Below are 22,980 nucleotides of genomic sequence, written 5' to 3' on the forward strand. Positions count from 1 at the left end.
TCAGTTCGTCTCCGTCTCGACTTCTCGCTCGCTCGTGGCGTCGGCGGCCTCCTCTACGAGAACGTCGGCCCCCGTCCCGTCTGCGTCCTCTCCCAGCAGTTCCTGGAGCTCCGCTTCGAGTTCGCGCTCCGAGAGGTCGCCCGCGACGTACCGTTCGGTGAGTTCCGCGCGGCGTTCCTCGACGGACGGTTCGAACCGGTCGCCCAGCCCTAACGCGGCGAGCGGCGGCAGTAGCCCCTCGGCGCGGTGGAAGGCGTTCGCGGCCCGTTGGCTCGTCGGGAGCGACGCCCGCTTGGCCAGGGTTACGAGGAGGGCGACAGTAAAGACGACGTCGAGGCCCGCGAGCAGCGCGGTTCCGAGGACGGCCGCGGCGACGGTTCCGAGTATCGGGCCACCGGTCACCAGCGTCGACAGCGTCGCGACGACACCGACGACAGCGACGCCCACGGCACCGAGCGTCGTGAGGACCACGCCGACGAACAGGACCCAGTGGCGCTTCTCGCTGAACCAGTTCACAGGCTGAGTAGTCGTCGTCCGGACAAATGGGTTTGGTCGTCGGCGGGTCAGTCGTGGTCGCCGTTGACCGGGATGTACGACTGCCCGGACTCGGAGAACCTGCCGAGGACCCACTCACGGATAGTCAACTGCCGGATTCGACCGTCGCGGGCGGTTTCGAGTCGCCGCTCGGTCGTCTGGAAGTAGTTGACGACGGTGACGAGGACCACGCCGCCGATGGAGTTGCCCAGCAGTACCGGGAGGGCAAACTCCGTGACACCGACGACCAGCGCGAGTTCGCCGTTGAACACCAGATACAGCATCTCCGTCGCCGAGACGACGATGTGATACAGGTTGCCGTAGGGAATCGCGAGGAACGCGATGTACACCAAGACGAGACGGGAGATGCTGTCGCGCAGTGAAAAGTCGACCCAGACGACCCCGGCGACGATGAGACCCGCGAAGACGGCTTTGGCGAACAGGGTCCACCACGGCGTCGCGATGGCTTTCCGGGCGAACCCTTCGGCGGCCATCGCGGCCTCGGGTGAGAGAACGCCCGTCGAGGAGAGCGCGAGTGCCCCGAGCGCCCCGCCGACGAGGTTACCCGCGAGGACCAGCCCCCAGATGCGAAACAGCGAGGGGAGGCTGGCGAGTCGTTCGAGGGTCAGCGCCACGGGCGGGAGCGTGTTCTCGGTGTACAACTGGTAGTCCCCGAGGATGATGAAGACGAATCCCAGCGGGTACAACAGCGCACTCAGAATCGGGTCCCCACCGGTAGACGCGGTCAGCGACGCGTACAACAGGAAGGTGACGGTGATGGCGAACCCGGCCGCGAGCGCGCTCGCCAGCAGTTCACGGGTACTCGACGCTATCTCGTGGTCCGCGGCGACGATGATGCGCTGGAAAATTTCGTCGGCGGAGAACCGGTCGCGGATTGTACGTCCGCCGGCCGGGGCACCGCTCTGGGCTCTGTCCACCGCGTCTCGAACCGCCCTCTCTCGGTCGGTGTCGTCTCCCATTGGGGGCGTCTTCGGGAATTCGGTTCAAGCCTCTTTCGAGTGACGACGGCCGAGGACGACGTCCCGTGGGTCGTGCCGGACCCACCACCGGGCACACTCGCTGTGCTCAGTCGTGCCGGAAACTGCGCTGGCCGGTGAAGACCATCGCCATGTCGTGTTCGTCGGCGGCCTCGATGACGCTGTCGTCGTTCTTCGACCCGCCGGGCTGGATGACCGCCTCGATACCGGCCTCGGCGGCCGCTTCGATGCCGTCCGGGAACGGGAAGAAGGCGTCCGAGGCCATCACGGCCCCGTCGGCGTCCTTGCCCTCGGCGTGCTCGTCGGCCTTCATGGCGGCCAGTCGGACGGCGTCGACGCGGGAGACCTGCCCCATGCCGATACCGACCGTCTCCGTTCCCTTCGCGAAGAGGATGCCGTTGGACTTGACGTGTTTCAGGGTGTGCCACGCGAACAGCATCGACTCGATTTGCTCGTCGGTGGGTTCACGGTCGGTGACGACTTCCAGGTCGTCGGCCGTGAGGTGTTGGGTGTCTCGCTCTTGGACGAGACGACCCCCCACGAGGGGTTTCTCCGTCAGCGTGTCGGTGACCTCGAAGTTGTCGTTGACCTCCAGCACGCGGAGGTTCTCTTTCTCGAAGAGCACGTCCAGCGCGGCGTCGGTGTAGCCCGGCGCGACGACGATCTCCTTGAACGAGTCGATGATCTGCTCGGCGGTGGCGGCGTCGCACTCCCGGTTGAGGGCGACGATGCCGCCGAAGGCGCTCTGTGGGTCCGTCGAGAGCGCGTCGGCGTAGGCGTCGGCCAGCGTGTCGGCCGTCGCACACCCGGCGGGGTTCGTGTGCTTGATGACGGCGGCGGCGGGTTCCTCGAACTCCTTGATGAGGTTCAGCGCGCCGTCGGCGTCGTTGTAGTTGTTGTACGACAGGGCCTTCGCGCCCTCGTTGAGTTGGTCGGCGTGGACGACGCTGGCCTCCGACACCGTGGTGTCGGCGTACAGCGCGGCGTCCTGATGGGGGTTCTCCCCGTAGCGCAGGTCGGCCGCGCGGTCGTCCGAGACGAGGCGGCGGGCCGGGAAGTCCCCGCCCTCGTCGCCCTCCACGTCGACGGTATTGTCCTCGTGGTCGACCTCGACGCGGTCCTCGGCGAACCACTTCACGACGCGCGGGTACGCGGTGAACTCGCCCTCGTAGAGGACGCGCTCTTTCAGGTCGGCCTCGTCGTCGCCGTCGAACACCGGAATCGGCTCTTGGGTGACGATGGGGCCGCCGTCGATCGTCTCGTCCACGACGTGAACGGTACAGCCGGTGACCTTCACGCCAGCGTCGAGTACCTGTTCGTGGGTGTCCATGCCGGGGAAGTTCGGCAGCAGCGAGGGGTGGACGTTCAGCGTCGTCGGCGCACCATCCAAGAACGTCTTGCTGAGGACGCGCATGTAGCCGTCCAGCGTCACGATGTCGAAGTCGTACTCAGAGAGGGCTTCGAGGACGCGTTCCTCGTGGGCCTCGCGGGCTTCGTCTTCCGCGCGCTCGACGACCTCTGTGGGAATCCCGCGCTCGGAGGCGGCCTCCAAGACGGGCGCGTCGGCGTCGTTCGTCAGGACGACGGCGAACTCCGCCCCACCCGGCGCGCGGTCCGCGATGTTCATCAGATTCCGGCCTCGGTTGCTGGCCATACCGGCGAGTTTCATATCTGAGTGGCTGTCGGGCCGGTGCAAAGTAGTTGCGAAACGGGCCCTGTCCCGGCGTCCGCCTAACGGCGTCGCGTCGTGTCGACGTACCTTTGTAGTCAGGCCTGTCAGTGCTCGGCATGTCGAAGCTACGGTGTCAGCGTGCCGGGGCCGTCGCCGCCGTCGGCGGCCTCCTGTGGGTCGGATGGGCCGTCGCGCTGGGCGTAACCGGAACCGAGAGCGACCCCGTCTTGCTCGCCGTCGTCCTGTCGGCGCTCGGCGTCGTCGCGGGACTGTACGCCGTCGAGAGCTTCTACGGCGCGCGGATAAAGCGGCCGGGGACGGGCGGAACTTGGCTGGGAATCCTCGGCGGCCTCGTCTTCGCCGCCGGGCAGGCGCTCCGCATCGTCACCGGCAACGGCGAAATCGTGGTCGGCCTCGGCGTCCTCGCACTGGTCGGAGGGTCGCTCCTCACCGCCGTCGCTCTCGTCAGAACCCCGGTCCAACCGCCGTGGCTGGGCGTCCTCCTCGCCGTCGGAACCGTCGCTTTCCTCGGGTTCGAGGTGTCGGCGTGGCTGGCGCTCCCCTACGGACTGGCGTGGATAGCGCTCGGCCAGGACCTCTACCGCTACGACCCGCCGGACGGCCGCTTCGGTGACGCGCGCGGTGATTACGGCTGGTCGGGGTAGCGGGCCCCCACGAACGACGGAGTCTCTGAAGGTGGAACGGGGAACGAAGTGACCGCTGAGTAGCGAGGACGAGAGCCCGAACGTAGTGATGGGTCTCGATACCGACCCGGTGGCCGACAGGAACCGCGGAGACGGCGGTGCGGCCGGTAGGGTACGCGAGAGGTACGGCCCGCGAACGCGAGCGGTGATATTGGTTAGGGAAAACTATCAGGTGTGTGCGGTGAGTCATGCCGAGCGTGTCAGACGAAAACTCAGACCCCGTTGCCTCGTCCCTGTCGGGGTCGACAGACCTCTACGACGTGGCGGAGTGGGACCCGCGCTCGACGTTGGACAGGCTCTCGATACGTGTACACGCACTGTTGCACGCCTCCCGGAAGTGGCTCCTCGTCGGTCTGGGTGTCGTCCTGTTCGTCGCCCAACTCGCGTTCGCTGGCCTGCTCGTCATCAGACAGCCGTCGTTGGGCATCCTCGCGGCACTCTCGGCCGTCCCGGCGCTCGCTATCGTCGGCTATCTCTGGTACGGTGACCCCACGATACGGGAACCAGTGGAGACGATGGCCGTCGTGTTCGTGCTGTCTATCCTCTTTGCGAGTTTCGCTGCGCTCGTCAACACCGTCCTCCAACCGCTGTTTCAACTCGTTCCCGTCGTCGGGATGGCGCTGTTCTTCTTCGTCGTCGTCGGCCCCATCGAGGAGACGGTCAAGTGGTTGGGTATCCGCGTCGGTGCCTTCAGCAGAATCGAGTCCGTCGTCGACGGCGTCGTCTACGGCGCCGTCGCTGGCCTCGGCTTCGCGACCATCGAGAACGCGCTGTACATCGCCCAAGGGTACACTCGGGCGATGTCGATGCAGGACGGGACGCCGCTCATAGCGGCCGTCCAGACGGCGACGAGTCGGGCCTTCGTCGGGCCGGGTCACGTTCTCTACTCCTCGTTCGCTGGCTACTACCTCGGGCTGGCGAAGTTCAACCCCGAGAACAAAGGCCCCATCGTCGTGAAAGGGCTCCTCCTCGCGGCGTTCATCCACGCCGTGTACAACACCTCGGTCACCTACCTCCCGCAACTCGTCCCGTGGAACGTCGTGACCTTCGTGGGCTTCGTCGTCCTCTTCGACGGTGTCGTCGGCTACTTCCTCTACCGGAAACTCGCCCGCTACAAGCGGTTGTACCACCGGACTGAGGCCAGCGGACACGTCGACAGCACGCCGTCCGGTGAGACCGAGTCGACAGACGCGTAACGACACGCTTTTTCGGGCCTCTCGCGGACTGTCCGACATGACCGAGAGAGGGCCACTGACGGCCGTATCACCGCTCGACGGGCGGTACGCTCGATACACCGAACCGCTCGTCCCGTACGCGAGCGAGCGGGCGCTGATGCGCGCCCGCGTCGAAGTCGAAGTCGAGTACCTGCTGGCGCTGGCCGATTTGGACGCCACGCCGCTGGCAATTGACGCCGACCAGCGCGACGAACTGCGCGCGCTGTACGCGGAGTTCGACGACGCGGACGCCGATGTGGTCAAGCAACTGGAGACGACCGGTTACGGGGAGTACGCCGCCACGAACCACGACGTGAAGGCCATCGAGTACTTCATCCGTCTGGGTGCGCCCGATGGGTTGGACGCGGATAACTGGATACACTTCGGCCTGACCAGCGAGGACGTGAACAACCTCGCGCACCGACTGCTCGTGAAACCGGCCGCCGAGGAAGTCCTCGTCCCCGAACTCCGCGAGATTCGGGACACGCTCGTCGAGATGGCACACGACTACGGTGACGTGCCGATGCTGGCCCGAACTCACGGGCAACCGGCGACGCCGACGACGTTCGGCAAGGAGATGGCCGTCTACGCCTCCCGTCTGGGGCAGGCTATCGCGCGCATCGACCGCGCGGCCGACGACCTCTCGGGGAAACTCGCCGGGGCGTCCGGGACCTACGCCGCCCACCACGCCGCCTATCCCGAGGTGGACTGGCCCGCCTTCGCCGAGTCCTTCGTCGCCTCCCTCGGCCTGGAGCACGAACCGCTGACGACGCAGGTCAACCCCTGTGACGACCTCGAAGTCCTATTCGACGCCGTCCGCGGCGCGAACAACGTCCTGCTGGACATGGACCTCGACATGTGGCTGTACGTCTCGGACCGCTACCTCGGACAGGAGACGGTCGCGGGCGAGACGGGGTCCTCGACGATGCCCCACAAGGTCAATCCGATAGACTTCGAGAACAGCGAGGGGAACCTCTCGAAGGCCAACTCCGACCTCGTGTTCCTCGGCGACTACGTCACCAACTCCCGCCTCCAGCGTGACCTCTCGGACTCGACCATCAAGCGCAACATGGGCGCGGCGTTCGCCCACTGTCTCGTCGGCTACGGCAAGTGCCAGAACGGCCTCGCGAAGGTCGTCCCGAACGAGCAGGTGATGCGCGACGACCTCGATTCGACGCCGGAGATAATCGGCGAGGCGGTCCAGACCATCCTCCGCCGTGAGGGCGTCGACGACGCCTACGAACAGGTGAAGAAGGCGACGCGCGGACAGTCGGTCACCATCGAGGACTTCCGCGAGATGTTCGCCGACCTCGACGTGAGCGAGGACGTGCGCGCCGAACTCGACGCGCTGACGCCCGCCGGGTACACGGGTATCGCCGCCGCGCTGGCCGACAGCGTCGACGAGGCCTGAGGGGACGACCAGCGGTTACGCGGCGTCGAGCGATTCGACCGAAACGTCGCCGTCGCTCGCGACGGTAACCTCGTAGCCGTTGTACTCGAACGTGACAGACCCGCTCGACTCGACGAAGAGTACATCGAGCGCATCGGCGTTGATGGCGGGATACAGCGTCTCTGAAAGGTCCGTCGGGTCGACGCCCTCCGCCGCCGCGACCGCCTCGACCACGGTCTCGCTCAATCGCTCGCCAGGGGTCATACGGCGGATTTCCGACTCCAAGTATGAATCTTTAGTGGTTGTCACCACTCCGCAAGCGGAACTCTCAGGTGTCGAGCGTTCCGAACAGCAAGCAGATGGTTCTGGGTACTGACTCCCGTATTCTGACGCTGGCGTTCGCCCGGATGGCCGACGCACTGGGCAACTCCTTTCTCATCATCGTCCTGCCGCTGTACATCGCCAGCGGGCAGGTGACGCTCACCGGTATTGCCGGGACGGAGGTGTTGGGCTTCGTCCTGCGCGAGGAGACGCTCATCGGCCTCGTCCTCTCGCTGTTCGGCCTGCTGAACTCCTTCGGCCAGCCGATAACGGGCCGGTTCTCCGACCGGACCGGGCGGCGGCGCGCGTTCGTCCTCACCGGACTGGTGCTGTTCGCCATCGGGAGCGCCGCCTACCCGTTCCTCACCTCGTACTGGTCGGTGCTCGCGGCCCGGGCGTTTCAGGGCCTCGGCGCGGCCTTCACCATCCCCGCGACCATCGCGCTGGTCAACGACTACGCCGAGAGCGACAGCGAACGAGGCGGGAACTTCGGCGTGTTCAACACGTTCCGTCTCATCGGCTTCGGGTTCGGTCCCATCGTCGCGGGCGTCGTCATCACCGGCGGCCTCGGCGCGGAGGGCGTCGTCTCCTACGTGCTCGGCGGTCTGACGTTCTCGGGGTTCACTGCCGCCTTCGCCGTCGCCGTCCTCGGGGCCATCGTCAGTTTCGCCCTCGTCGCGCTACTCATCGAGGACCCGCCGGTGTCCGCGGAGGCCGCGAGCAAGGACCTCTCGCTCGCCGTCTTCGACCCCGAGGGCGACGGCCTCGACTCGGTGTTCGTCCTCGGCGTCGGCACGTTCATGATGGCGACGACCATCGCGCTGTTCGCCACGCTCGAAGGCCCGATTCGGGCGCGCCTCGACGAGTCGACGTTCATGTTCAGCGTCCAGTTCGCGGCCGTCGTCATCGCCAACATCCTCCTGCAGGTCCCCATCGGCCGGGCGAGCGACCGCATCGGCCGCCGCCCGTTCGTCGTCGCCGGGTTCGTCGTCCTCGCGCCCGCCGTCTACGCGCAGGGCATCGTCACCGACCCCATGCTGATGCTGGCCGCCCGGTTCGTGCAGGGCATCGCCGTCGCCCTCGTGTTCGCGCCGTCGCTCGCGCTGGCGGGTGACCTCGCCGCGACGCGCGGGTCCGGGACGACGCTCTCGGTGCTGACGATGGCGTTCGGCCTGGGCGTCGCCGTCGGCCCCCTCGCTTCGGGCGTCCTCTACAACCTCGGCGGATTCAGCACGCCCTTCTCCGTCGGCGCTGTCCTCGCGGTACTCGCCCTCGCGCTCACGTACTGGCAAGTCGAGGAGACGCTGACCGGCGACGGAGGGGCACCCGGGGCCGCCCCGCAGGACTGACCCCGCAGGACTGACCCCGCAGGATTAAGCCGTCGTCCGTCGTAGATTTTGACATGTTCACGGACCGCACGGACGCCGGTGAGCGACTCGCCGCCGAACTCCGGCGGCAGGGCGTCGAAGCCGACATCGTGTTGGGCATTCCGCGGGGCGGCCTCCCAATCGCGCGCCCCGTCGCGGACGCACTGGACGTACCGCTCGACGTCGTGGTCGCGCGGAAAGTCGGCGCGCCGGGCAATCCCGAACTGGCCGTCGCCGCCGTCGCGGACGACGGGACCACGTGGCGGAACGACTCGCTCATCGGTTCGCTGGACCTCACGATGGAGTACCTGGAGACCCAGACCGAACACGAACAGCGGGCCGCACAGGAGAAGTTCGACCGGTATCGGGGCGACCGGCCGCCGCTAGCCCTCGCTGGCAAGCGCGTCCTCGTCGTCGACGACGGCCTGGCGACGGGCGCGACGATGCGCGCCTGCGTCGAACGGGTCAGGGAGGCCGGGGCCGCGAGCGTCGTCGTCGCCGTCCCCGTCTCCTCGCCGGACACCGCCCGGTCGCTGGAGCGGATGGCCGAGCGAGTCGTGACCGTCGAGGAACCCGTAAACTTCAGCGCCGTCGGGCAGTTCTACCGCGACTTCTCGCAGGTGACCGACGAGGAAGCGATGGCGTTACTGGAGTAGTCGCTGGACCGTCTCCCGCACCGCGCGGGCGGCCGTCCGCACGTCCGAGAGGCGGACGTACTCGCGTTTCGAGTGCGCGACCGCGCCCACGTCGTCGCTGAGGACGCCCGGGCCGAATACGACTGTCGGGCCGTGTTGGGCGAAGTAGGAGGCTTCCGTGGCCGCGCCGAACGGCCGGACCGCGCCGCCGCAGGCGTCCTGTAGCGTCCGCACCAGTTCGGCGTCGGGGTCCGTCGCGAACGCTTCGGGGAAGGGCGTATCGGGCCGAATGAGCGACACGTCCAGCCCCATCGACGCGGGAAGCCACTCTCGGAGGTGGTCCGCCAAATCCGCACAGAACTCGTCGCTCGTCTCCGGCGGGACGCTCCGCCGGTCGAACGTGATGGTACACTCGGCGGGGACCTGATTCGTCGCCTCGCCGCCCTCCACCATCGACGGCGTGAGGATGGGTCGGCCCAGCGTCTCGTGGTCGCCGGGTCCCTTCGTCTCCTCGTAGGACTCCATCGCCTGCAGAATCGGGGCCGCGGCGCGAATCGCGTTCAGGCCGCTCTCCGGGTCGGCGGCGTGGGCACTCTCGCCGCGGATGGTGACCGTCCCCTCGAACTGCCCCTTCGCGGCGGTGCACACGTCGAGTCCCGTCGGTTCGCCGACGATGTAGCCGTCGGCGTCGATGACCTCGGCGAGGTGCGCGCCGCCGGTCTGCGTGGTCTCCTCGTCGATAGAGACGGCCAGCGTCACCGCACCGTCGTGGGGTTCGACGGTGAGGAACGCATCGAGCAACGCGGCCAGCGGTCCCTTTGCATCACAGGCCCCGCGGCCGCAGACGATGTCCCCTTCTCCTGCGTCTGCGGACCCGTCCACTCGCTCGTCTCCGGGTCGCTCGGTCCGGCGCTCGTAGGGGAGGTGCGGCGGCACGGTGTCGATGTGCGTGTTCAACAGGAGGTGGGCCCCGTCTGCGGCCGCGGCGGCCGCGTGGTCGGGTGCGCCGACCGTAGCGACGACGTTGCCCAGTTCGTCCACTGCCGGGGCGACGCCAGCGCTCTCCAGCGTCTCCAACAGCACGTCGCGCATCTCGTCGACGGATTCGGTCGAATCTGTCTCGACAGCGCGCTTGTGGAACGCCGCGAGGTCGAACCCGCCGGTCATCGCTCCAGACTGGTCACGTCGTCGAGGGTCTCTCGTTCGCGGACGACGCGCGTCTCGCCGCCCTCGATGGCGACTTCCGCGGGCCGTGGCTGGGAGTGGAACTGGTTGGCGAGTTCGTAGCCGTACGCGCCCGCGTTCCCGATTGCCAGCAGGTCCTCGCGCTCCGGCCGGGCAATCGGCCGGTCCGTACAGAACACGTCGGCGCTCGTACAGCAGGGGCCGCCGACGGAGACGGGGTCTGCCTCGCGGTCCGGCGCGGAGACGTTCCGAATCGGGTGGTACGACCCGAACATGGCCGGGCGGATGAGCGTCGCCAGCGAGGCGTCGACGCCGACGACGGTGGCCGCGGGCGTCTCCTTGACGGTGTTCACTTCGGTGAGGATGAGTTCGGAGTCGGCGACGACGTAGCGACCCGGTTCCAGTTTTATCTGGGCGTCCAGTTCGCCGACGGCGTCGCGGACCTTCTCGCCGACGACCCCCATGTCGAGCGGTTCCTCGTCCTCGCGGTACGGGACGCCGAACCCGCCGCCGAAGTCCACGAACTCCAGCGGCGTGATGTCCGTCTCGATTTGTCGGCCCATGTCCGCGACCTTTCCGATGGCGCGGCAGTGGTCGTCCAAGTCGTCATGGAGGACGCCGCTTCCGGCGTGGGCGTGGATGCCGACGAGGTCGAATCGCTCGGCCACGTCGGCGGCCACCTCGGGGACCTGCTCGTAGGGAATCCCGAACTTCGCGTCTTTCCCCGTCGCTACTTTCTCGTGATGGCCGGTCCCGATGCCGGGGTTGACGCGGATGGCCACGCGGCCGTCGTAGCCGCGCGCTTCGAGGCGGTCGAAGGTGTCCCGCGCGCCGCCGGTGATGGTCAGTCCGGGATGGTCGGCGGCGAGGTCGGTGGCGTAATCCAAGTCACGGTCCGGCGGGTTGACGGCGGTGTACTGGAGGGTGTCGGGGTCCGCGCCCGCGTCGATTGCTCGCTGGAGTTCGCCCCACGCGGCGCACTCGATGTCCGCGCCGGTCTCCAGCAGTTTCGACAGCACCGCGCGACCGGTGTGGGCCTTCGCGGCGTACATCACGTGCGCGTCGGGGAACGCCGACGCGAACCGCTCGTAGTTCTCGGCGACGCGGTCCAAGTCGACCACGTACAGCGGCGTCCCGTGGTCGGCCGCGAGTCGACCCAGCAGGTCGTGGTCCCAGTCCGCGAGACGGCGGACCGGGGGCGAGTCGTGGCTCATTGGGGAAACAACGGCGACGGCGGCTAACAAGGGTTCCGCTTCGGCCGAACCACCCACCGAGACGGGTCTGCAAGTGGGACTTACTCGCCGCCACAACGTGACTGCCAGTTTATACTTATTAGCGCCTCGGGCGTCTATCGGCGTATGACCCCCAGGTCCTCTCGAAGCGCGCGACGAGCGCTCGCCGCCGCCCTCGCGTTCGCCCTCTTACTGTCGGTCGGGTCGTCCGTTGCCGCCGCCCAGTCGTTTCAGGGAGCGGGTAGCACTGTCGTCGTCGGTCCGGACGAGACGTACGACAGCGTCGAGGGCGTCGCCGGGACGATACTCGTCCGCGGGACCGTCACGGGCGACGTTTCGGGGGCCGCCGGAACCGTCCACGTCACTGAGAGCGGGACCGTCGGCGGGAACGTCGAAGTCGCCGCGGGAACCGTCCGTATCGACGGCAATGTCGCGGGCGACGTGAGCGCCGCCGCCGGGACCATCGAAATCGGCGAGACGGCCCGCGTCGGCGGGTCGCTCGAAACGGGGTCGAGCTATCTCGCCATCGACGGGCGGATAGACGGCGACGTCGCCGCGGGGGCCGAGACCATCGTGCTGGGACCGACGGCTAACGTCGGCGGCGAGTTCCGCTACGACGCCGCGACGTTCACCCGCGACCCGGACGCGACGGTCGGCGGCGGCATCGTGCAGGACGACAGCATCGGCGGCGACGCCGGGCCGAACTTCGACGCGTTCGCGTTCCCGGCGTGGGTCGGCGCGCTGTACGGCCTGCTGGCGAACCTCCTCCTGGGGGTCGTTCTACTGGCCGTCTTCCCCACCTTCTCGACGCGGGTGGTCGACCGAGCCATCGACAGTCCGCTTCGGTCCGGCGGCGTCGGACTCCTCACGCTCATCGCCGTTCCGTTGCTCCTGCTCGTCTTGCTCGTCACCATCGTCGGCATCCCGCTGTCGCTGGTCGGCGCAGTCGCCTTCGGCGTCACGGCGTGGGTCGCCGTCGTCTACGGACAGTACGCCGTCGGCACGTGGGCGCTCTCGCTGGCCGACACAGAGAACCGGTGGCTCGCGCTCGCCGTGGGACTGCTCGGGTTCGCCGTCCTCGGCGCGATACCCATCCTCGGCGGCTTGCTCGAACTGGGCGCGTTCCTGCTCGGACTCGGTGCGCTCGCGCTCGCCCTGCGTGACGCCTACCGGGGCCGGAGCGGGGAGGAGGTACCCGGTAGCAGACAGACGACGCTGGACGAGGCGGGCGGTGACACCTCGGCGACGTGAAGGGTCACTCGATAATGTCGGCCACCGTCGCCGTCAGCGGTCGCGCCTGCACGACGGCGTACGTCGCGCCGAGCAACACGCCGTAGACGACGTGTGCGACGCCGACGGAGACGACGACGAGCAGACTCCCGAGCATCCCCGGCAGCGGGACCAACGGTTCTGGGAGCGACTGGACGCCGAGCGCAGTCATCGAAAGGGGCAACAGCAGACCCGCCGACAGGAGGCCGACGGCGGCGGCGTACACCAGTCCCGCGGCGACGCTCTCGGCCACGGTGGTCGTCTGCTGTTGCAGTACCGGCCGCGAAACGAGGAACGCGAACAGGAGGCCCGCGAGGACGCTGTTCAGCAGGTGAACGGCCCACCCGCCGACGACCGTCGGCCACCCGTACAGCGCCCCGACGAACGACATGAGGTTCGCCCCGGCGTGCAGTACGATGCCCATCCCGACGCCGCCGACGAGGCCACCCGCGAGACCGGCGGTCCACGTGTTCCGAACCGAACCGGGGAGTGCCGCAGTGACGCGTGATTGACTCATACCTGCGGGTACGTGCATTGGTAACAAATATACAACAGATAGTCCACTCGCCGCGGAGCGCCGTAATCCGTGCTTAGCGACGGGAAAAAGCGGTGTCGGGCGGCGGTGTCAGTCCCGCAGCGCGTCCTCGCGCTCGGTGGCTTCGAGCGTCTCCTCTTCCACGTCGGTGGCGACGACAGCGGGCTTGTACGCGCCCCCGGGGATGAGGTCGTTCTCGCCGACGGAGGAGTCGACGAACCGCTGGAAGGCGCGGCGTTCCGGCGGCAGTTCGCCGTACAGCACTTCGTCCTCCACGAGGTCGTAGACGGGGATGCGGGGGGTCAGGAGCGTGTTCTCGCCGACGATGCTCCCCTCGCCGACGATGAACCCGCTGGTCACCCGACAACCAGCGCCCAGCGACACGTCGTCCTCGACGATGACCGGCGCGCTCTCGACGGGTTCGAGGACGCCGCCGATGAGCGTGTTCGCGCCCAGTTTCACGTTCTCGCCGATTTGGGCACAGGAGCCGACGGTGTCACAGGAGTCGATGAGCGTCCCGTCGCCGACGTGCGCACCGATGTTGACGAACGACGGCGACATCATGATACAGTCCTCGCCGAGGTACGCCCCGCGGCGGATGGTCGTGCCGTCCGGCGTGTTCCGCGTCCCGCGCTCCCCGAGGTCACCGGTGTCGCGGAGCGGCAGAACGTCGTGGTACTGCACGTCGCCGTACTCGCGGGCGTACGTCTCGCGGAACGCGAAGTTCAGCAGGATGCCGCGCTTGACCCACTCGTTGACCTGCCACTCGCCGTCGACTTTCTCGGCGGCGCGAATCTCGCCGCTCTCCAAGGCGGTGAGGAAGTCGTCGAGTGTGTCAAGTTGCGCGGGTTCGACGTCCTCGACCGTCGAGCCCTGTTCGTAGGCCGTCCAGAGGTGGCCGATGTTCTCTTCGAGGTCTTGTCCGAGCATCGTACCCGGGCGTACCGACTCCGACGGTATAGCACTCCCGAAGCGCGCTCGGGTCCGGACGGAGCGCGCCCCGGTCTCAGGCGTCGACCACCTCGCCGAAGTCGTACCACCCGGCGTCCCGTCCGAGGAGCCATACCGCCGCGTCGAGCGCCCCGGCCGCGAAGACGCCGCGGTCCTCCGCGCGGTGAGACAGCGACAGCACTTCGTCGTTCCCGGCGACGACGAGTTCGTGCTCGCCGCGGATGTCTCCCGCTCGGCGGGCGAGGACGCCGATTTCGTCGTCCTCGCGCGGCGCGTGCCCCTCGCGGCCGTAGACGGGGTCCACGTCCCGGACCGCTTGGACGGTTTCGAGGAGGGTGTTCGCGGTCCCCGAAGGCGCGTCGACCTTGCGGTTGTGGTGGGTCTCCATCAGTTCGAGGTCGTAGTCGTCCAGCGTGGCGACGGCCTCGGTGACGAGTCGCTGGAGGACCTGAATCCCCTGTGAGAAGTTGGTCGCCTTCAGCACGGGAATCCGTTCGCTGGCCTCACGGAGGCGGGCCACGCCGTCTTCGTCGAAGCCCGTGGTCCCGACGACGACGGGGACGCCCGCCTCGGCGGCGGCGTCGACGACGGTCAGCGCGCCCTCGGGAACGGCGAAGTCGACGACGGCGTCCACGTCGTACTCCGCGAACGCGTCCGCGGCGTCGTCCGGGTGGACGACCGGCACGCCCGAGACGGTTTCCACGTCGCTCGTGGCGAACCCGACTACCACCTCTACGTCGCGGTCGGTCGCCGTCGACAGCACCGCCGCGCCCATCTGTCCGGTGACGCCGTTGACGGCGACCCGCGTCATCGCTCGACCTCCGCGTACTCGTCCTCTAAGTCCTCGTTTTCCAGCACCGTCAGCACGTCACGCAGATGCTCCGTGTGTTCCTCCGAGAGCCGTGTCAGCGGCGAGCGGACGTATGCGGGGCTGTATCCGCGGATGCGCATGGCTTCCTTGACCGGGATGGGGTTCGTCTCGACGAACAGCGCGCGGAACAGTGGCCCGAGTTCGTGATGCAGGGCGCGCGCTCGCTCGTAGTCTTCGGCCAGCGCCGCGCCGACCATCGCGCAGGTCCGTTCGGGTTCGATGTTCGCGGAGACGGAGATACAGCCGTGACCGCCGACGGAGAGGATTGGCAGGGTCATGCCGTCGTCGCCCGACAGCACCGCGAACTCCTCGTCGCGGGTGCGCTCGATAATCTCGGAAATCTGGTTCATGTCGCCGCTGGCGGCCTTGAACGCGCGGATGTTCTCGTGGCTCGCCAGTTCGACGGCGGTGTCCGGTTCGATGTTGCGCCCGGTCCGCGAGGGGACGTTGTAGACGATTTGCGGGCAGTCGACGGCGTCCGCGATGGCGGTGTAGTGGTCGACGAGGCCCTGCTGTTCGGGCTTGTTGTAGTACGGCGAGATGAGGAGCAGGGCGTCCGCACCGGCGTCGGCCGCGCGCTGGGACAGCGAGAGCGCCTCGCGGGTGTTGTTCGACCCCGTGCCCGCGATGACGGGCACGTCGTCGACGGCGTCGATGACGGCTTCGACCACGTCGATGTGTTCGTCGTGGGTCATCGTCGCGGACTCGCCCGTCGACCCGACGGGGACGAGGCCGTCGACGCCCGCTTCTTCGAGGCGCTGGGCGTCGCGGCGGAGCGTTTCGAAGTCGATACTGCGTTCGTCGTCGTCGTTGAACGGCGTACACATCGCGGGGTAGACGCCGTGGAAGTCGAGGTCTGTCATTGCTGAGGTGTGTCGTGTGGGGTGGGGATATGTGGTCCGGTTGGAGACGGTACGGGATGACTCTCTGCGGTGAGTCGGAGTAGAAGACGACCCGGGACGGGGGTGCTACGCCCGCCGCGAGCCACGCACTACGGCGTGCGCTTGTGCTTGCGCTTGCGTTTCGGGACGGCGGCGACGCCACTCTCGGCCGGTCGGCCCGTCACGTCGAGTCGCCGTCGCATACAGGGAACACCGTCTGTGAGGGACTTATCAGTTGTGCCTTCCGCTCGAACCCCGAAAACCTATCCGCCCGGAAACGAGAACTCAGCTATGACCGTATCCCATCCGGGGCAGCGCGTGGCCGTACTGGCCGACGCGCAGAACCTCTATCATACGGCCCGGAGTCTCTACTCGCGCAACATCGACTATTCGGCACTGCTGGACGAGGCCGTCGACGGCCGGAATCTGAGTCGCGCCATCGCGTACGTCATCCGTGCGGATTCGCCCGACGAGGAGACGTTCTTCGAAGCACTCGTCGACATCGGTTTCGAGACGCGTATCAAGGACATCAAGACGTTTCAGGACGGGTCGAAGAAGGCCGACTGGGACGTGGGAATGAGTCTCGATGCGGTGTCGCTCGCCAGCCACAACGACGCCATCGTCCTCTGTACGGGCGACGGCGACTTCGCTCGCCTCTGCCGTTTCCTCCGACACGAAGGCTGTCGCGTCGAGGCGATGGGCTTCGAGGAGTCGTCGGCCGAGGAACTGAAAGCGGCGACCGACGGCTTCCGCGACCTGAGCGCGGACGCCGACCGATTCTTGCTGTAGCTCACGGTCGGACGCGCGCAGAAATCGAGGGGTTCGGGTTTAGACCGGACGCCCGTCTTCGGACGTGCCGACCAGCAACGCGCCAGCCGCGAGTCCGAGCGCCGCAACGGCGGCGGCCGCGGCGGGAATCGCGACGTCTATCGGTCCTGTCCCGAGGATGAGCGCCGTGCTGACGAACAGCAGGAGCGCGCCCAGCATCACTTTTCGTTTGTCCGTAGCCATCGTATCTGCCTCTAACGGGTCATCCGGTATAAATTTCCCCAAAACCGCCCGACGGGGGTGCGTTAGGCAATCTCACACAACTGTGGCCGAGTGACGACAGTGAACAATTCAGCGGCGAGTGGACCGAAAACGGGTTAGTGCCCCGGCGGCGAGGGTCGCCAATGAGCGACAGCGAGTATCGCGGCCTCTGTCGGGCCGCCGTCTACCAGTTCGGCCGCGGCGCGGACGCGGCACTCTTTCCCGCGCCCGAAGCCGTCGAGATAACCCACACCAGTTCCGGCCGTCCGCGACAGGTCCACGCCGACGACGGCCGTATCGCGACGTACGGGACCGACGGCCGCTATCGACTCGGCCTCGCCGGGGGCCGCCGCTTGGCCGAGGCGTTCGACGGGTCGCGCCACCGCGTCGTCGTCGGCGACGAGAGCGAACCGTTCGTCCGCGAGGGCCGCAACGCCTTCGCGAAGTTCGTCCAGTCTGCCGACCCCGAACTCCGGCCCGGCGACGAGACGCTGGTCGTCCACGAGGACGGGCACTTGCTCGCCGTCGGCCGGGCGGAACTCCCCGGCGGCGGCATGACCGACTTCGAGACGGGCATGGCCGTGAAAGTCCGGCAGGGCGCGGACGACGCCTGACCGTCGACTGTCGACCGGCGGACGGTCCGAGAGAAAGCATTTACCGCAGTCGGCGCAAGCGCGGGATATGCGCCGCCGACAGGTCCTCTCGGCCGCCGCGTTCGCCCTCCCCACCCTCGCCGGATGCAGCGACGTGACCGGACCCGGTGACCGGTCGACCACCGGCGATACGGCCACCGCCACCGACACCGACACGCCCACCTCGACAGCCACCGATACGCCGATGGTCACCCCAAATCCCGACGACCCGGTGCTGTTCGTCCTCAGCAACGAAACCGAGTCAGAGAAGACCGTCTCCCTGCGACTCAGCCACGCTGAAACCGTCTTGCTCGACGAGACTGCCACGCTCGATTCGGGAGCGTCGAGAGAGTACGACCCCGGAATCCGCGAGACGGGGCGGTACGAACTCGTCGTCGAAGTCGAAGGCGGACCCCGTCGAACGCTGTCGCTCGACATCGAGAGCTACTCCGTCAGAACCGGCGCGAACCACTACGTCTCGGTCATGTCCGACCGCATCGACATCTACTGGGAGGAGTGACTACCGGTAGGCGTCCGCGAACACTTGTTCGCGGCGTAGCAGTTCCTCGACGCCGTGGTCCAGCAGGCTCTCGCCGAGGGCCGTCGCCCGGTAGTAGGAGTACAGTCCCTCGCTGTCGGGTGCCTTGCGCTTTCGGTTCTCCACGAGGCCCACGTCGACCAGCGTATCGAGGTGGTGATGCAGCGTGTTTCCGGGAAGGTCCAGCGCTTCTCGAAGTTCCTTGGCGCTCATCGAACCGTCACGTTTCAACCGATAGAGGATGCGAAATCGCGTCTCGTTGCCGACGGCTCGCTGCATCGCCATGTACTCCTCGAACGTGAGGACGCTCTCCGCTGGCAGGAGGTCCGCGGGGTCGGCAGGCCCCGTCCCCTCCTCCGGTGTCTTGATGCCCATCGCTCTACCGTACACTCGTGGCTCGACCGACATAACGATTGTTGAGTCAATCACCGTTGAGTAATGCCGTGTTTTATGTACTATGCACGTGTGCCCCCGGTATGCGAGCCCGTATCAAGTCCGCGCTCGGCGAGGTGGCCTACGGCGACTTCCTCGTCTACCTGATGGGGCCGTACACCTCCTTCGACGTGGACGCGATGGTCCCCGACGGCGTCGACCCCGCAGACGTGTCGCTCCCGGCGGCGAGCGCCGACGAGGACGACTTGGACGAGATGATGGCGACGCTCAGACGCGTGCAGGGTCGCCTCCGGGAGGACCCCGGGGTCAACGCCTTCCTCGCGGTGGATCCGGACATCCCGCTCTCGGAGATGGACGCCGCCAGCCAGAGCATCCAGTTCGCCCGCGCCAGCAACGCGACGCTGTTCGTCGTCCCCGGACTCGGGGATAAACTGGGCGTGGGGATGGAGGTCGGGTCGGTGCTGGAAGACCTGGACGGCACCGACCGGCAGCGAGTGCTGTTCGCCCACGAAGAGACGGTCGCCAGCGCGATGATTCGGAGCATCGGCCAGCGATGGGACGCCCGCGTCGTCAGGTACGCCGACGAGGACGAGTTAGTGGACCGTCTCAGGCAGTTCGTCGCCGACCTGATGAACCGCGAGGTGTACGGGGACCTTCCCAGAAAGACGGCCCAGTGAGAATCTCGTCTCGTTCTTGCCGTCCGTTCGAGGGTGGGTCGCTAGCCTTTTTTATCCAGAACGCGCAGTCCGGTGTATGTTTGGCGGAGGCGGCGGGGGCATGAACCCTCGCAAGATGAAGCAGATGATGGAACAGATGGGCATCAACATGGACGACATCGATGCCGAGGAAGTAATCATCCGGACCCCCGACGAGGAACTCGTCTTCACCGACGCCGAGGTCCAACTGATGGAGGCCCAGGGCCAGAAGACGTATCAGGTCGTCGGCGAACCCGAATCGCGCGAGCGAGACGCGACGGCGGACGCCGACGAGGCCGACGAGGCTGACGCCGACGCGGGCGACGACAGCGTCGTCGACGCCGACGACGTGGAACTCGTCTCGATGCGCACCGGCGTCGACGAAGAGACGGCCCGCGAGGCGCTCGAAGCCAACGACGGCGACCTCGCGGACGCCGTCGACGAACTCGAGTAACGTGGCGCTGTTGTTCGTCCACGAGGACCGCGAGTACCTGCTGGACCCGGGCGAGCGCTTCGAGTCGGACCTCGGTATCCTCGAGGTTCCAGAGGACGTTGCACCCGGTGACGTCGTCGAGACGCATCTCGGAACGACGTTCACGGTTCGACGCCTTCGCGGCCCGGACCTGTTCACGCACCTCGAACGGACCGGCGCGCCGATGATGCCCCGCGACGTGGGCCTCGTCGTCGGCAAGACCGGCGTCGCCGCCGGTGACCGCGTCCTCGATGCGGGGACCGGGACGGGCATCCTCAGCGCGTACATGGGGCGGATGGGCGCGGACGTGGTGACCTACGAAATCGACCCCGAGTTCGCCGACGTGGCCCGCGAGAACATGGCTATCGCGGGCGTCACGGACAGCGTCGAGGTACGCACCGGCGACGTGACCGACGACCTCGACACGCTCTCGGGATTCGACGTGGTCACGCTGGACACCGCGGACGCGCCGACCGTCGTCGAACGGACGCCCACGCTGCTCCGACAGGGCGGGTCGCTCGCCGTGTACTCGCCGTTCGTCGAGAACACTCGTGAGGCCGTCGCGGCGGCCCGCGAGGTGGGGCTGACGGGCATCGAGACGCTCGACACAATCCAGCGCGAGATGGACTTCGACGACCGCGGCTCTCGGCCGTCGACGGGCGGCGTCGGCCACACCGGCTACCTCACGTTCGCGCGACGGCCCTGATAAATCAGGTTAGTGCCCCCATCTCTCTCTGTGGGGACCGTGGTTTGAAGCCCCACAGACACGTACACCGTCTCGTATGAGCGACGCCGAGGCTCCAGACGAGACGACGACGTGGCCCGAACTCGCAATCGGGCTGTACGACCGACTCACCGGACGAAACGCCGAGATAACCTACGAGTTCGAGGACATGGCGGTGGACGTCCCGAGCAAGACGGGTGACGACCCCGAGTACGCCCACTGGCGTATCGACGGCACCCTCACCGTCAAGACTCGCGAGAAGGAGTGACTCCGACCACCGACCGGACGGCGCGGCCGCCGATAGAGACGGTCGCAGAGCTACTGGACGAACTCGACGACCGGCCGGAACTGGCCGTCTACGCCGACCTCCGGGTCGATGTCGACGGCCGGACCCTCTCGGTCGTCGGCTACGACGACGTGGTGGCCATCGACGTGCCGTCGCTACCGGCGGCGCTCTCGCTCTGGCGACGCCTGCCGGTCGACCCGATGGACGCCGCGGCGGTGCTGGCGTCGGTCGGCCTGACCGCGGAACTCCGCGTCCGCGGTGTTCCCGTGGCGCGCCTCGGCGACGACGCCACGCCGAGTTCGCTCGCTCGGCGTCTCGGTCTCGGACCGGTCGAACTCGTCCCCGACGGCGTCGTTCTGGCCGTCACTCGACGGCGCGGATGAGCGCGAGCAGTTCCTCGCGGTATTCGTGGGACTGACGGGTCAGTGGTTCCGGCGGGTCCGACAGGCCGAGGATGTCGCCCACGGCGCGGTTCGGGTAGGCCCCGGCGGCGATTCGGAACCCCGACCCGTGCCAGATGCCGACCCATCCCGTAATCGAGAGCGTCTCGTCGGTTTCGTCCAACGGGAGCGACGCGGTGTACGTCCGGAGGCGCGCCCGGTCCCCGCTGTCGGTTCGGATTCGCTCCCGGCGGCCGCGTTCTACGTCCTCGAACCCGCGTTCGCGGAGTTCGTCGGCGAACGCCTTCAGAGCCTCAGAGCGCACCGTCGGGAGAATCATCGCCGGGCCGATGCCAGGCGCGAGCGGCGGCTTGAACGTCAGCGCCGTCGCGAAGAAGAAGCGCCACTGTTGGTCGATATCGGCGGCATCGACGGCCTTCTCGCGGGTCCGCACGTCGTCGTACACGCAGGTCGCGCCGGTGACGCTGGCGGTCGGCAGTCGGAACACCGTCTCGACGCGCTCGTCGGTCAGGTCCCACCCGCCCTCGCTCAAGCGTTCCGCGGGGACGCCCGGGAACGACGCGTCGTCGGCCACGATGCGCTCAGTGGTCGTCCTCGCGCCACTTGTGTTCGCACTCGGTGCAGGTGAAAAAGCGCGTCTCGGACTCGTCGGCGGCCCGAATCTGCTTCATCTCGTAGTAGGCGCGGTCGTTGCCACATTCGGGACAGCGCGCGCCCGTCGTCGGCCCCATGTCCTCGGCGTCGACTTCGGACGTGTCGACCACTTCGGACTCCTCTTGGCCCTGCGTCGTGACGGCCATCTCCTGTTCGGCCTCCTCGTTTCGAAGCTTCTCGTAGCCACAGCTCTTACAGACCCACGAGTCGCCCTCCGTCTTCATCATCGAACCGCAGTCGTCGCAAAACTCCATTGTTGTCACCCAGTAAGCCGCTGGTGTGTCTTAAACGCCCGGGTTCGTCTATCCGCCAGTCGCACCCTGTCTACTCGTTTCTGACCCACGCGGAACAGGCGTCCATGTCGTCCAGCAGTTCCTCGTGGAAGGTGCAGTACGGCTCGATGTCGTCGTCGTCCATCACGTACTGGAAGTGTCGACAGTTGCCGCAGTAGTTGTCGGGTTCGCCTTGCCGGACCGCCGTCTGGGTGATTGGGTCGGGGACTGGGTCGCCGCCGGGTGCAGTCGTCGTCCCGCCGTCGGTGGACTGCGCGGCCTCCGGTCCAGCGTTCGCGATGGCTGGGTCGAGGTCGTACTCCGTCGGGCCGCTTGGGGTCGTCTGACTCGACTGGCCCTGAGCGGTTCCGGTCTCCGCTCCCGCCGCCTGTCCGTTGCCCGTCGACGGTTCGCGAAGCACTTCACTGCCGTCGCCGCCGTCGCTGACCGTCCCCCGTCCCTCGTCGCGGCGGTTCGTCTGCGTCTCCACCCCGCCGTCGGGGTCGGTCCCGAAGAAGCCGATACCGCCCATTCCCGGGAGCGAGCGCGCTTCCTCGACGAGTTTGATGGTCCCTTCCTCGGTGACTTCCATGCGGGCGTTGCCCCCAGGGGCTTTGCGGGTCTGAAACGTCGCCAGCGAGGCGAACAGACACCAGAACGTCGTCACCACGCCCCCGAAGTAGACGACGCTCGTTCCGAGTGCGAGCAGCGGAGCCCCGGTCATCCAGTCGTACGGATAGATGTGCTGGAACGCGGCCACGCCCAGCAGCGTAACGCTCGCGCCGAGGAGCGCCGTCGCCCGAAGCCGTCGGCTGGCGGGCAGGACGGCGAAGACGCCGAGGACGACGGCGGGCAGGCCGACGCCAGCGGTGATGCCCGCGAGTTCCCGCGCCGCGTACGCCCCCATCCCGACCGAACTGCCGAGGTCCGTCGTCGCGAGCGCGATGGCGGCGACGAGGCCCCCGACCCCGCCGAGGAACAGGGCGGACCCGGCGAGTTGCTGGCGGCGCGACGCGACGCGGCCGACCTCCCCCTCGTAAACGTCCGTCAAACTGGTCATAGCGCCCGATACGCGGCCGTTCCTCAAAACTACCCGTCAGACACGCGCAAGACGCGGGCACGCGC

General features: G+C 67.6%; 29 protein-coding genes. 14 read left to right on the forward strand and 15 right to left on the reverse strand.

Going from position 1 to position 22,980, the window contains the following annotated elements:
• The 3 genes from NJQ44_RS06105 to purH all read right to left on the reverse strand — a co-directional run bounded on the left by NJQ44_RS06105 (position 1) and on the right by purH (position 3,201).
• Complete coding sequence (locus NJQ44_RS06105) at positions 1-516, reverse strand: hypothetical protein (protein WP_254273793.1); 516 nt, start codon at positions 514-516, stop codon at positions 1-3.
• Positions 517-563: 47 nt separating this feature from the next.
• Positions 564-1,514 (reverse strand): formate/nitrite transporter family protein, encoded by a 951-nt coding sequence (locus tag NJQ44_RS06110; RefSeq protein WP_254273794.1) that lies wholly within the window; start codon positions 1,512-1,514, stop codon positions 564-566.
• Positions 1,515-1,620: 106 nt separating this feature from the next.
• Positions 1,621-3,201 carry a bifunctional phosphoribosylaminoimidazolecarboxamide formyltransferase/IMP cyclohydrolase gene (purH, locus tag NJQ44_RS06115; RefSeq protein WP_254273795.1) on the reverse strand — a complete coding sequence of 527 codons (1,581 nt, stop codon included), beginning with the start codon at positions 3,199-3,201 and terminating at the stop codon, positions 1,621-1,623.
• A 119-nt stretch (positions 3,202-3,320) separates the two neighbouring features.
• Here purH and NJQ44_RS06120 point away from each other — a divergent pair, with 119 nt between their 5' ends.
• From NJQ44_RS06120 to purB, 3 genes are all read left to right on the forward strand, one after another.
• Positions 3,321-3,869, forward strand: coding sequence for a hypothetical protein (locus NJQ44_RS06120; protein WP_254273796.1), 549 nt, complete (start codon positions 3,321-3,323; stop codon positions 3,867-3,869).
• Between the two features lie 236 nt (positions 3,870-4,105).
• On the forward strand, positions 4,106-5,104 hold the full coding sequence (locus NJQ44_RS06125) for a PrsW family intramembrane metalloprotease (RefSeq protein WP_254273797.1): 999 nt from the start codon (positions 4,106-4,108) through the stop codon (positions 5,102-5,104).
• A 37-nt stretch (positions 5,105-5,141) separates the two neighbouring features.
• Positions 5,142-6,533: an adenylosuccinate lyase gene (gene purB, locus NJQ44_RS06130; RefSeq protein WP_254273798.1), complete on the forward strand. Its 1,392-nt coding sequence runs from the start codon at positions 5,142-5,144 to the stop codon at positions 6,531-6,533.
• 15 nt (positions 6,534-6,548) lie between these two features.
• Here purB and NJQ44_RS06135 read toward each other — a convergent pair whose 3' ends face one another.
• A complete protein-coding gene (locus tag NJQ44_RS06135; protein WP_254273799.1) occupies positions 6,549-6,776 on the reverse strand; it encodes a HalOD1 output domain-containing protein in 228 nt (75 codons plus the stop codon).
• 95 nt (positions 6,777-6,871) lie between these two features.
• Here NJQ44_RS06135 and NJQ44_RS06140 point away from each other — a divergent pair, with 95 nt between their 5' ends.
• Entirely contained in the window at positions 6,872-8,182 is a 1,311-nt protein-coding gene (locus NJQ44_RS06140) for an MFS transporter (protein WP_254273800.1), read from the forward strand.
• 53 nt (positions 8,183-8,235) lie between these two features.
• On the forward strand, positions 8,236-8,856 hold the full coding sequence (locus NJQ44_RS06145) for a phosphoribosyltransferase (RefSeq protein WP_254273801.1): 621 nt from the start codon (positions 8,236-8,238) through the stop codon (positions 8,854-8,856).
• Here NJQ44_RS06145 and NJQ44_RS06150 read toward each other — a convergent pair.
• Entirely contained in the window at positions 8,845-10,002 is a 1,158-nt protein-coding gene (locus NJQ44_RS06150; protein ID WP_254273802.1) for a M20 family metallopeptidase, read from the reverse strand. The genes NJQ44_RS06145 and NJQ44_RS06150 overlap by 12 nt on opposite strands.
• On the reverse strand, positions 9,999-11,234 hold the full coding sequence (gene lysA / locus NJQ44_RS06155; protein ID WP_254273803.1) for a diaminopimelate decarboxylase: 1,236 nt from the start codon (positions 11,232-11,234) through the stop codon (positions 9,999-10,001). The genes NJQ44_RS06150 and lysA overlap by 4 nt, the downstream gene beginning before the upstream one ends.
• 144 nt (positions 11,235-11,378) lie before the next feature.
• On the opposite strand from lysA, the gene NJQ44_RS06160 reads away from it, so the two are divergent.
• The gene (locus NJQ44_RS06160; protein ID WP_254273804.1) at positions 11,379-12,503 is read left to right on the forward strand and encodes a bactofilin family protein; all 1,125 of its coding nucleotides are present in this window, start codon (positions 11,379-11,381) and stop codon (positions 12,501-12,503) included.
• Positions 12,504-12,507: 4 nt separating this feature from the next.
• Here the strand turns inward: NJQ44_RS06160 and NJQ44_RS06165 are convergent, their stop codons facing one another.
• The 4 genes from NJQ44_RS06165 to dapA all read right to left on the reverse strand — a co-directional run bounded on the left by NJQ44_RS06165 (position 12,508) and on the right by dapA (position 15,741).
• Positions 12,508-13,038, reverse strand: coding sequence for a hypothetical protein (locus tag NJQ44_RS06165; protein WP_254273805.1), 531 nt, complete (start codon positions 13,036-13,038; stop codon positions 12,508-12,510).
• Positions 13,039-13,146: 108 nt separating this feature from the next.
• A complete protein-coding gene (locus NJQ44_RS06170; RefSeq protein ID WP_254273806.1) occupies positions 13,147-13,986 on the reverse strand; it encodes a 2,3,4,5-tetrahydropyridine-2,6-dicarboxylate N-succinyltransferase in 840 nt (279 codons plus the stop codon).
• Positions 13,987-14,062: 76 nt separating this feature from the next.
• Positions 14,063-14,818 (reverse strand): 4-hydroxy-tetrahydrodipicolinate reductase, encoded by a 756-nt coding sequence (gene dapB / locus NJQ44_RS06175; RefSeq protein ID WP_254273807.1) that lies wholly within the window; start codon positions 14,816-14,818, stop codon positions 14,063-14,065.
• On the reverse strand, positions 14,815-15,741 hold the full coding sequence (gene dapA, locus NJQ44_RS06180; RefSeq protein WP_254273808.1) for a 4-hydroxy-tetrahydrodipicolinate synthase: 927 nt from the start codon (positions 15,739-15,741) through the stop codon (positions 14,815-14,817). The genes dapB and dapA overlap by 4 nt, the downstream gene beginning before the upstream one ends.
• Positions 15,742-16,050: 309 nt before the next feature.
• On the opposite strand from dapA, the gene NJQ44_RS06185 reads away from it, so the two are divergent.
• Positions 16,051-16,548: a LabA-like NYN domain-containing protein gene (locus NJQ44_RS06185; RefSeq protein ID WP_254273809.1), complete on the forward strand. Its 498-nt coding sequence runs from the start codon at positions 16,051-16,053 to the stop codon at positions 16,546-16,548.
• Positions 16,549-16,587: 39 nt separating this feature from the next.
• On the opposite strand, the gene NJQ44_RS06190 is transcribed toward NJQ44_RS06185, so the two are convergent.
• Positions 16,588-16,770 (reverse strand): DUF8178 family membrane protein, encoded by a 183-nt coding sequence (locus NJQ44_RS06190; RefSeq protein WP_254273810.1) that lies wholly within the window; start codon positions 16,768-16,770, stop codon positions 16,588-16,590.
• A 161-nt stretch (positions 16,771-16,931) separates the two neighbouring features.
• On the opposite strand from NJQ44_RS06190, the gene NJQ44_RS06195 reads away from it, so the two are divergent.
• Both NJQ44_RS06195 and NJQ44_RS06200 read left to right on the forward strand, forming a co-directional pair.
• Positions 16,932-17,402, forward strand: coding sequence for a PUA domain-containing protein (locus NJQ44_RS06195; RefSeq protein ID WP_254273811.1), 471 nt, complete (start codon positions 16,932-16,934; stop codon positions 17,400-17,402).
• Positions 17,403-17,469: 67 nt separating this feature from the next.
• The gene (locus NJQ44_RS06200) at positions 17,470-17,940 is read left to right on the forward strand and encodes a hypothetical protein (protein ID WP_254273812.1); all 471 of its coding nucleotides are present in this window, start codon (positions 17,470-17,472) and stop codon (positions 17,938-17,940) included.
• Here the strand turns inward: NJQ44_RS06200 and NJQ44_RS06205 are convergent, their stop codons facing one another.
• The gene (locus NJQ44_RS06205) at positions 17,941-18,333 is read right to left on the reverse strand and encodes an ArsR/SmtB family transcription factor (protein WP_254273813.1); all 393 of its coding nucleotides are present in this window, start codon (positions 18,331-18,333) and stop codon (positions 17,941-17,943) included.
• 101 nt (positions 18,334-18,434) lie between these two features.
• On the opposite strand from NJQ44_RS06205, the gene NJQ44_RS06210 reads away from it, so the two are divergent.
• The 5 genes from NJQ44_RS06210 (at position 18,435) to NJQ44_RS06230 (ending at position 20,911) form a co-directional block, all read left to right on the forward strand.
• Positions 18,435-19,028 (forward strand): DUF7509 family protein, encoded by a 594-nt coding sequence (locus NJQ44_RS06210; protein ID WP_254273814.1) that lies wholly within the window; start codon positions 18,435-18,437, stop codon positions 19,026-19,028.
• A 76-nt stretch (positions 19,029-19,104) separates the two neighbouring features.
• On the forward strand, positions 19,105-19,500 hold the full coding sequence (locus NJQ44_RS06215; RefSeq protein WP_254273815.1) for a nascent polypeptide-associated complex protein: 396 nt from the start codon (positions 19,105-19,107) through the stop codon (positions 19,498-19,500).
• A 1-nt stretch (position 19,501) separates the two neighbouring features.
• Complete coding sequence (locus NJQ44_RS06220; RefSeq protein ID WP_254273816.1) at positions 19,502-20,224, forward strand: methyltransferase domain-containing protein; 723 nt, start codon at positions 19,502-19,504, stop codon at positions 20,222-20,224.
• A 76-nt stretch (positions 20,225-20,300) separates the two neighbouring features.
• Complete coding sequence (locus NJQ44_RS06225) at positions 20,301-20,510, forward strand: hypothetical protein (protein WP_254273817.1); 210 nt, start codon at positions 20,301-20,303, stop codon at positions 20,508-20,510.
• Positions 20,507-20,911, forward strand: a complete 405-nt coding sequence (locus NJQ44_RS06230; RefSeq protein WP_254273818.1) for a hypothetical protein — start codon at positions 20,507-20,509, stop codon at positions 20,909-20,911. The genes NJQ44_RS06225 and NJQ44_RS06230 overlap by 4 nt, the downstream gene beginning before the upstream one ends.
• Here the strand turns inward: NJQ44_RS06230 and NJQ44_RS06235 are convergent.
• From NJQ44_RS06235 to NJQ44_RS06245, 3 genes are all read right to left on the reverse strand, one after another.
• Positions 20,892-21,503 (reverse strand): DUF6517 family protein, encoded by a 612-nt coding sequence (locus tag NJQ44_RS06235; RefSeq protein WP_254273819.1) that lies wholly within the window; start codon positions 21,501-21,503, stop codon positions 20,892-20,894. The two genes, NJQ44_RS06230 and NJQ44_RS06235, sit on opposite strands and share 20 nt — an antisense overlap.
• 7 nt (positions 21,504-21,510) lie before the next feature.
• Positions 21,511-21,837, reverse strand: coding sequence for a transcription factor S (locus NJQ44_RS06240; RefSeq protein ID WP_254273820.1), 327 nt, complete (start codon positions 21,835-21,837; stop codon positions 21,511-21,513).
• A 70-nt stretch (positions 21,838-21,907) separates the two neighbouring features.
• Complete coding sequence (locus NJQ44_RS06245; protein WP_254273821.1) at positions 21,908-22,915, reverse strand: cell division protein CdpA domain-containing protein; 1,008 nt, start codon at positions 22,913-22,915, stop codon at positions 21,908-21,910.
• Positions 22,916-22,980: the final 65 nt, after the last annotated feature.

This window comes from Haloarcula marina (assembly GCF_024218775.1).
Taxonomy (GTDB): domain Archaea; phylum Halobacteriota; class Halobacteria; order Halobacteriales; family Haloarculaceae; genus Haloarcula; species Haloarcula marina.

What these genes read in the sequence shown, in the direction of transcription:
- NJQ44_RS06215 (WP_254273815.1), top strand. Translation starts at nt 19,105, where the DNA reads ATGTTTGGCGGAGGCGGCGGGGGCATGAACCCTCGCAAGATGAAGCAG.
- NJQ44_RS06160 (WP_254273804.1), top strand. Translation starts at nt 11,379, where the DNA reads ATGACCCCCAGGTCCTCTCGAAGCGCGCGACGAGCGCTCGCCGCCGCC.
- NJQ44_RS06240 (WP_254273820.1), bottom strand. Translation starts at nt 21,837, where the DNA reads ATGGAGTTTTGCGACGACTGCGGTTCGATGATGAAGACGGAGGGCGAC.
- NJQ44_RS06145 (WP_254273801.1), top strand. Translation starts at nt 8,236, where the DNA reads ATGTTCACGGACCGCACGGACGCCGGTGAGCGACTCGCCGCCGAACTC.
- NJQ44_RS06140 (WP_254273800.1), top strand. Translation starts at nt 6,872, where the DNA reads ATGGTTCTGGGTACTGACTCCCGTATTCTGACGCTGGCGTTCGCCCGG.
- NJQ44_RS06225 (WP_254273817.1), top strand. Translation starts at nt 20,301, where the DNA reads ATGAGCGACGCCGAGGCTCCAGACGAGACGACGACGTGGCCCGAACTC.
- NJQ44_RS06165 (WP_254273805.1), bottom strand. Translation starts at nt 13,038, where the DNA reads ATGAGTCAATCACGCGTCACTGCGGCACTCCCCGGTTCGGTTCGGAAC.
- NJQ44_RS06200 (WP_254273812.1), top strand. Translation starts at nt 17,470, where the DNA reads ATGCGCCGCCGACAGGTCCTCTCGGCCGCCGCGTTCGCCCTCCCCACC.
- NJQ44_RS06210 (WP_254273814.1), top strand. Translation starts at nt 18,435, where the DNA reads ATGCGAGCCCGTATCAAGTCCGCGCTCGGCGAGGTGGCCTACGGCGAC.
- NJQ44_RS06195 (WP_254273811.1), top strand. Translation starts at nt 16,932, where the DNA reads ATGAGCGACAGCGAGTATCGCGGCCTCTGTCGGGCCGCCGTCTACCAG.
- NJQ44_RS06190 (WP_254273810.1), bottom strand. Translation starts at nt 16,770, where the DNA reads ATGGCTACGGACAAACGAAAAGTGATGCTGGGCGCGCTCCTGCTGTTC.
- NJQ44_RS06120 (WP_254273796.1), top strand. Translation starts at nt 3,321, where the DNA reads ATGTCGAAGCTACGGTGTCAGCGTGCCGGGGCCGTCGCCGCCGTCGGC.
- NJQ44_RS06135 (WP_254273799.1), bottom strand. Translation starts at nt 6,776, where the DNA reads ATGACCCCTGGCGAGCGATTGAGCGAGACCGTGGTCGAGGCGGTCGCG.
- purH (WP_254273795.1), bottom strand. Translation starts at nt 3,201, where the DNA reads ATGAAACTCGCCGGTATGGCCAGCAACCGAGGCCGGAATCTGATGAAC.
- NJQ44_RS06150 (WP_254273802.1), bottom strand. Translation starts at nt 10,002, where the DNA reads ATGACCGGCGGGTTCGACCTCGCGGCGTTCCACAAGCGCGCTGTCGAG.
- NJQ44_RS06170 (WP_254273806.1), bottom strand. Translation starts at nt 13,986, where the DNA reads ATGCTCGGACAAGACCTCGAAGAGAACATCGGCCACCTCTGGACGGCC.
- NJQ44_RS06245 (WP_254273821.1), bottom strand. Translation starts at nt 22,915, where the DNA reads ATGACCAGTTTGACGGACGTTTACGAGGGGGAGGTCGGCCGCGTCGCG.
- NJQ44_RS06205 (WP_254273813.1), bottom strand. Translation starts at nt 18,333, where the DNA reads ATGGGCATCAAGACACCGGAGGAGGGGACGGGGCCTGCCGACCCCGCG.
- purB (WP_254273798.1), top strand. Translation starts at nt 5,142, where the DNA reads ATGACCGAGAGAGGGCCACTGACGGCCGTATCACCGCTCGACGGGCGG.
- dapA (WP_254273808.1), bottom strand. Translation starts at nt 15,741, where the DNA reads ATGACAGACCTCGACTTCCACGGCGTCTACCCCGCGATGTGTACGCCG.
- NJQ44_RS06185 (WP_254273809.1), top strand. Translation starts at nt 16,051, where the DNA reads ATGACCGTATCCCATCCGGGGCAGCGCGTGGCCGTACTGGCCGACGCG.
- dapB (WP_254273807.1), bottom strand. Translation starts at nt 14,818, where the DNA reads ATGACGCGGGTCGCCGTCAACGGCGTCACCGGACAGATGGGCGCGGCG.
- lysA (WP_254273803.1), bottom strand. Translation starts at nt 11,234, where the DNA reads ATGAGCCACGACTCGCCCCCGGTCCGCCGTCTCGCGGACTGGGACCAC.
- NJQ44_RS06110 (WP_254273794.1), bottom strand. Translation starts at nt 1,514, where the DNA reads ATGGGAGACGACACCGACCGAGAGAGGGCGGTTCGAGACGCGGTGGAC.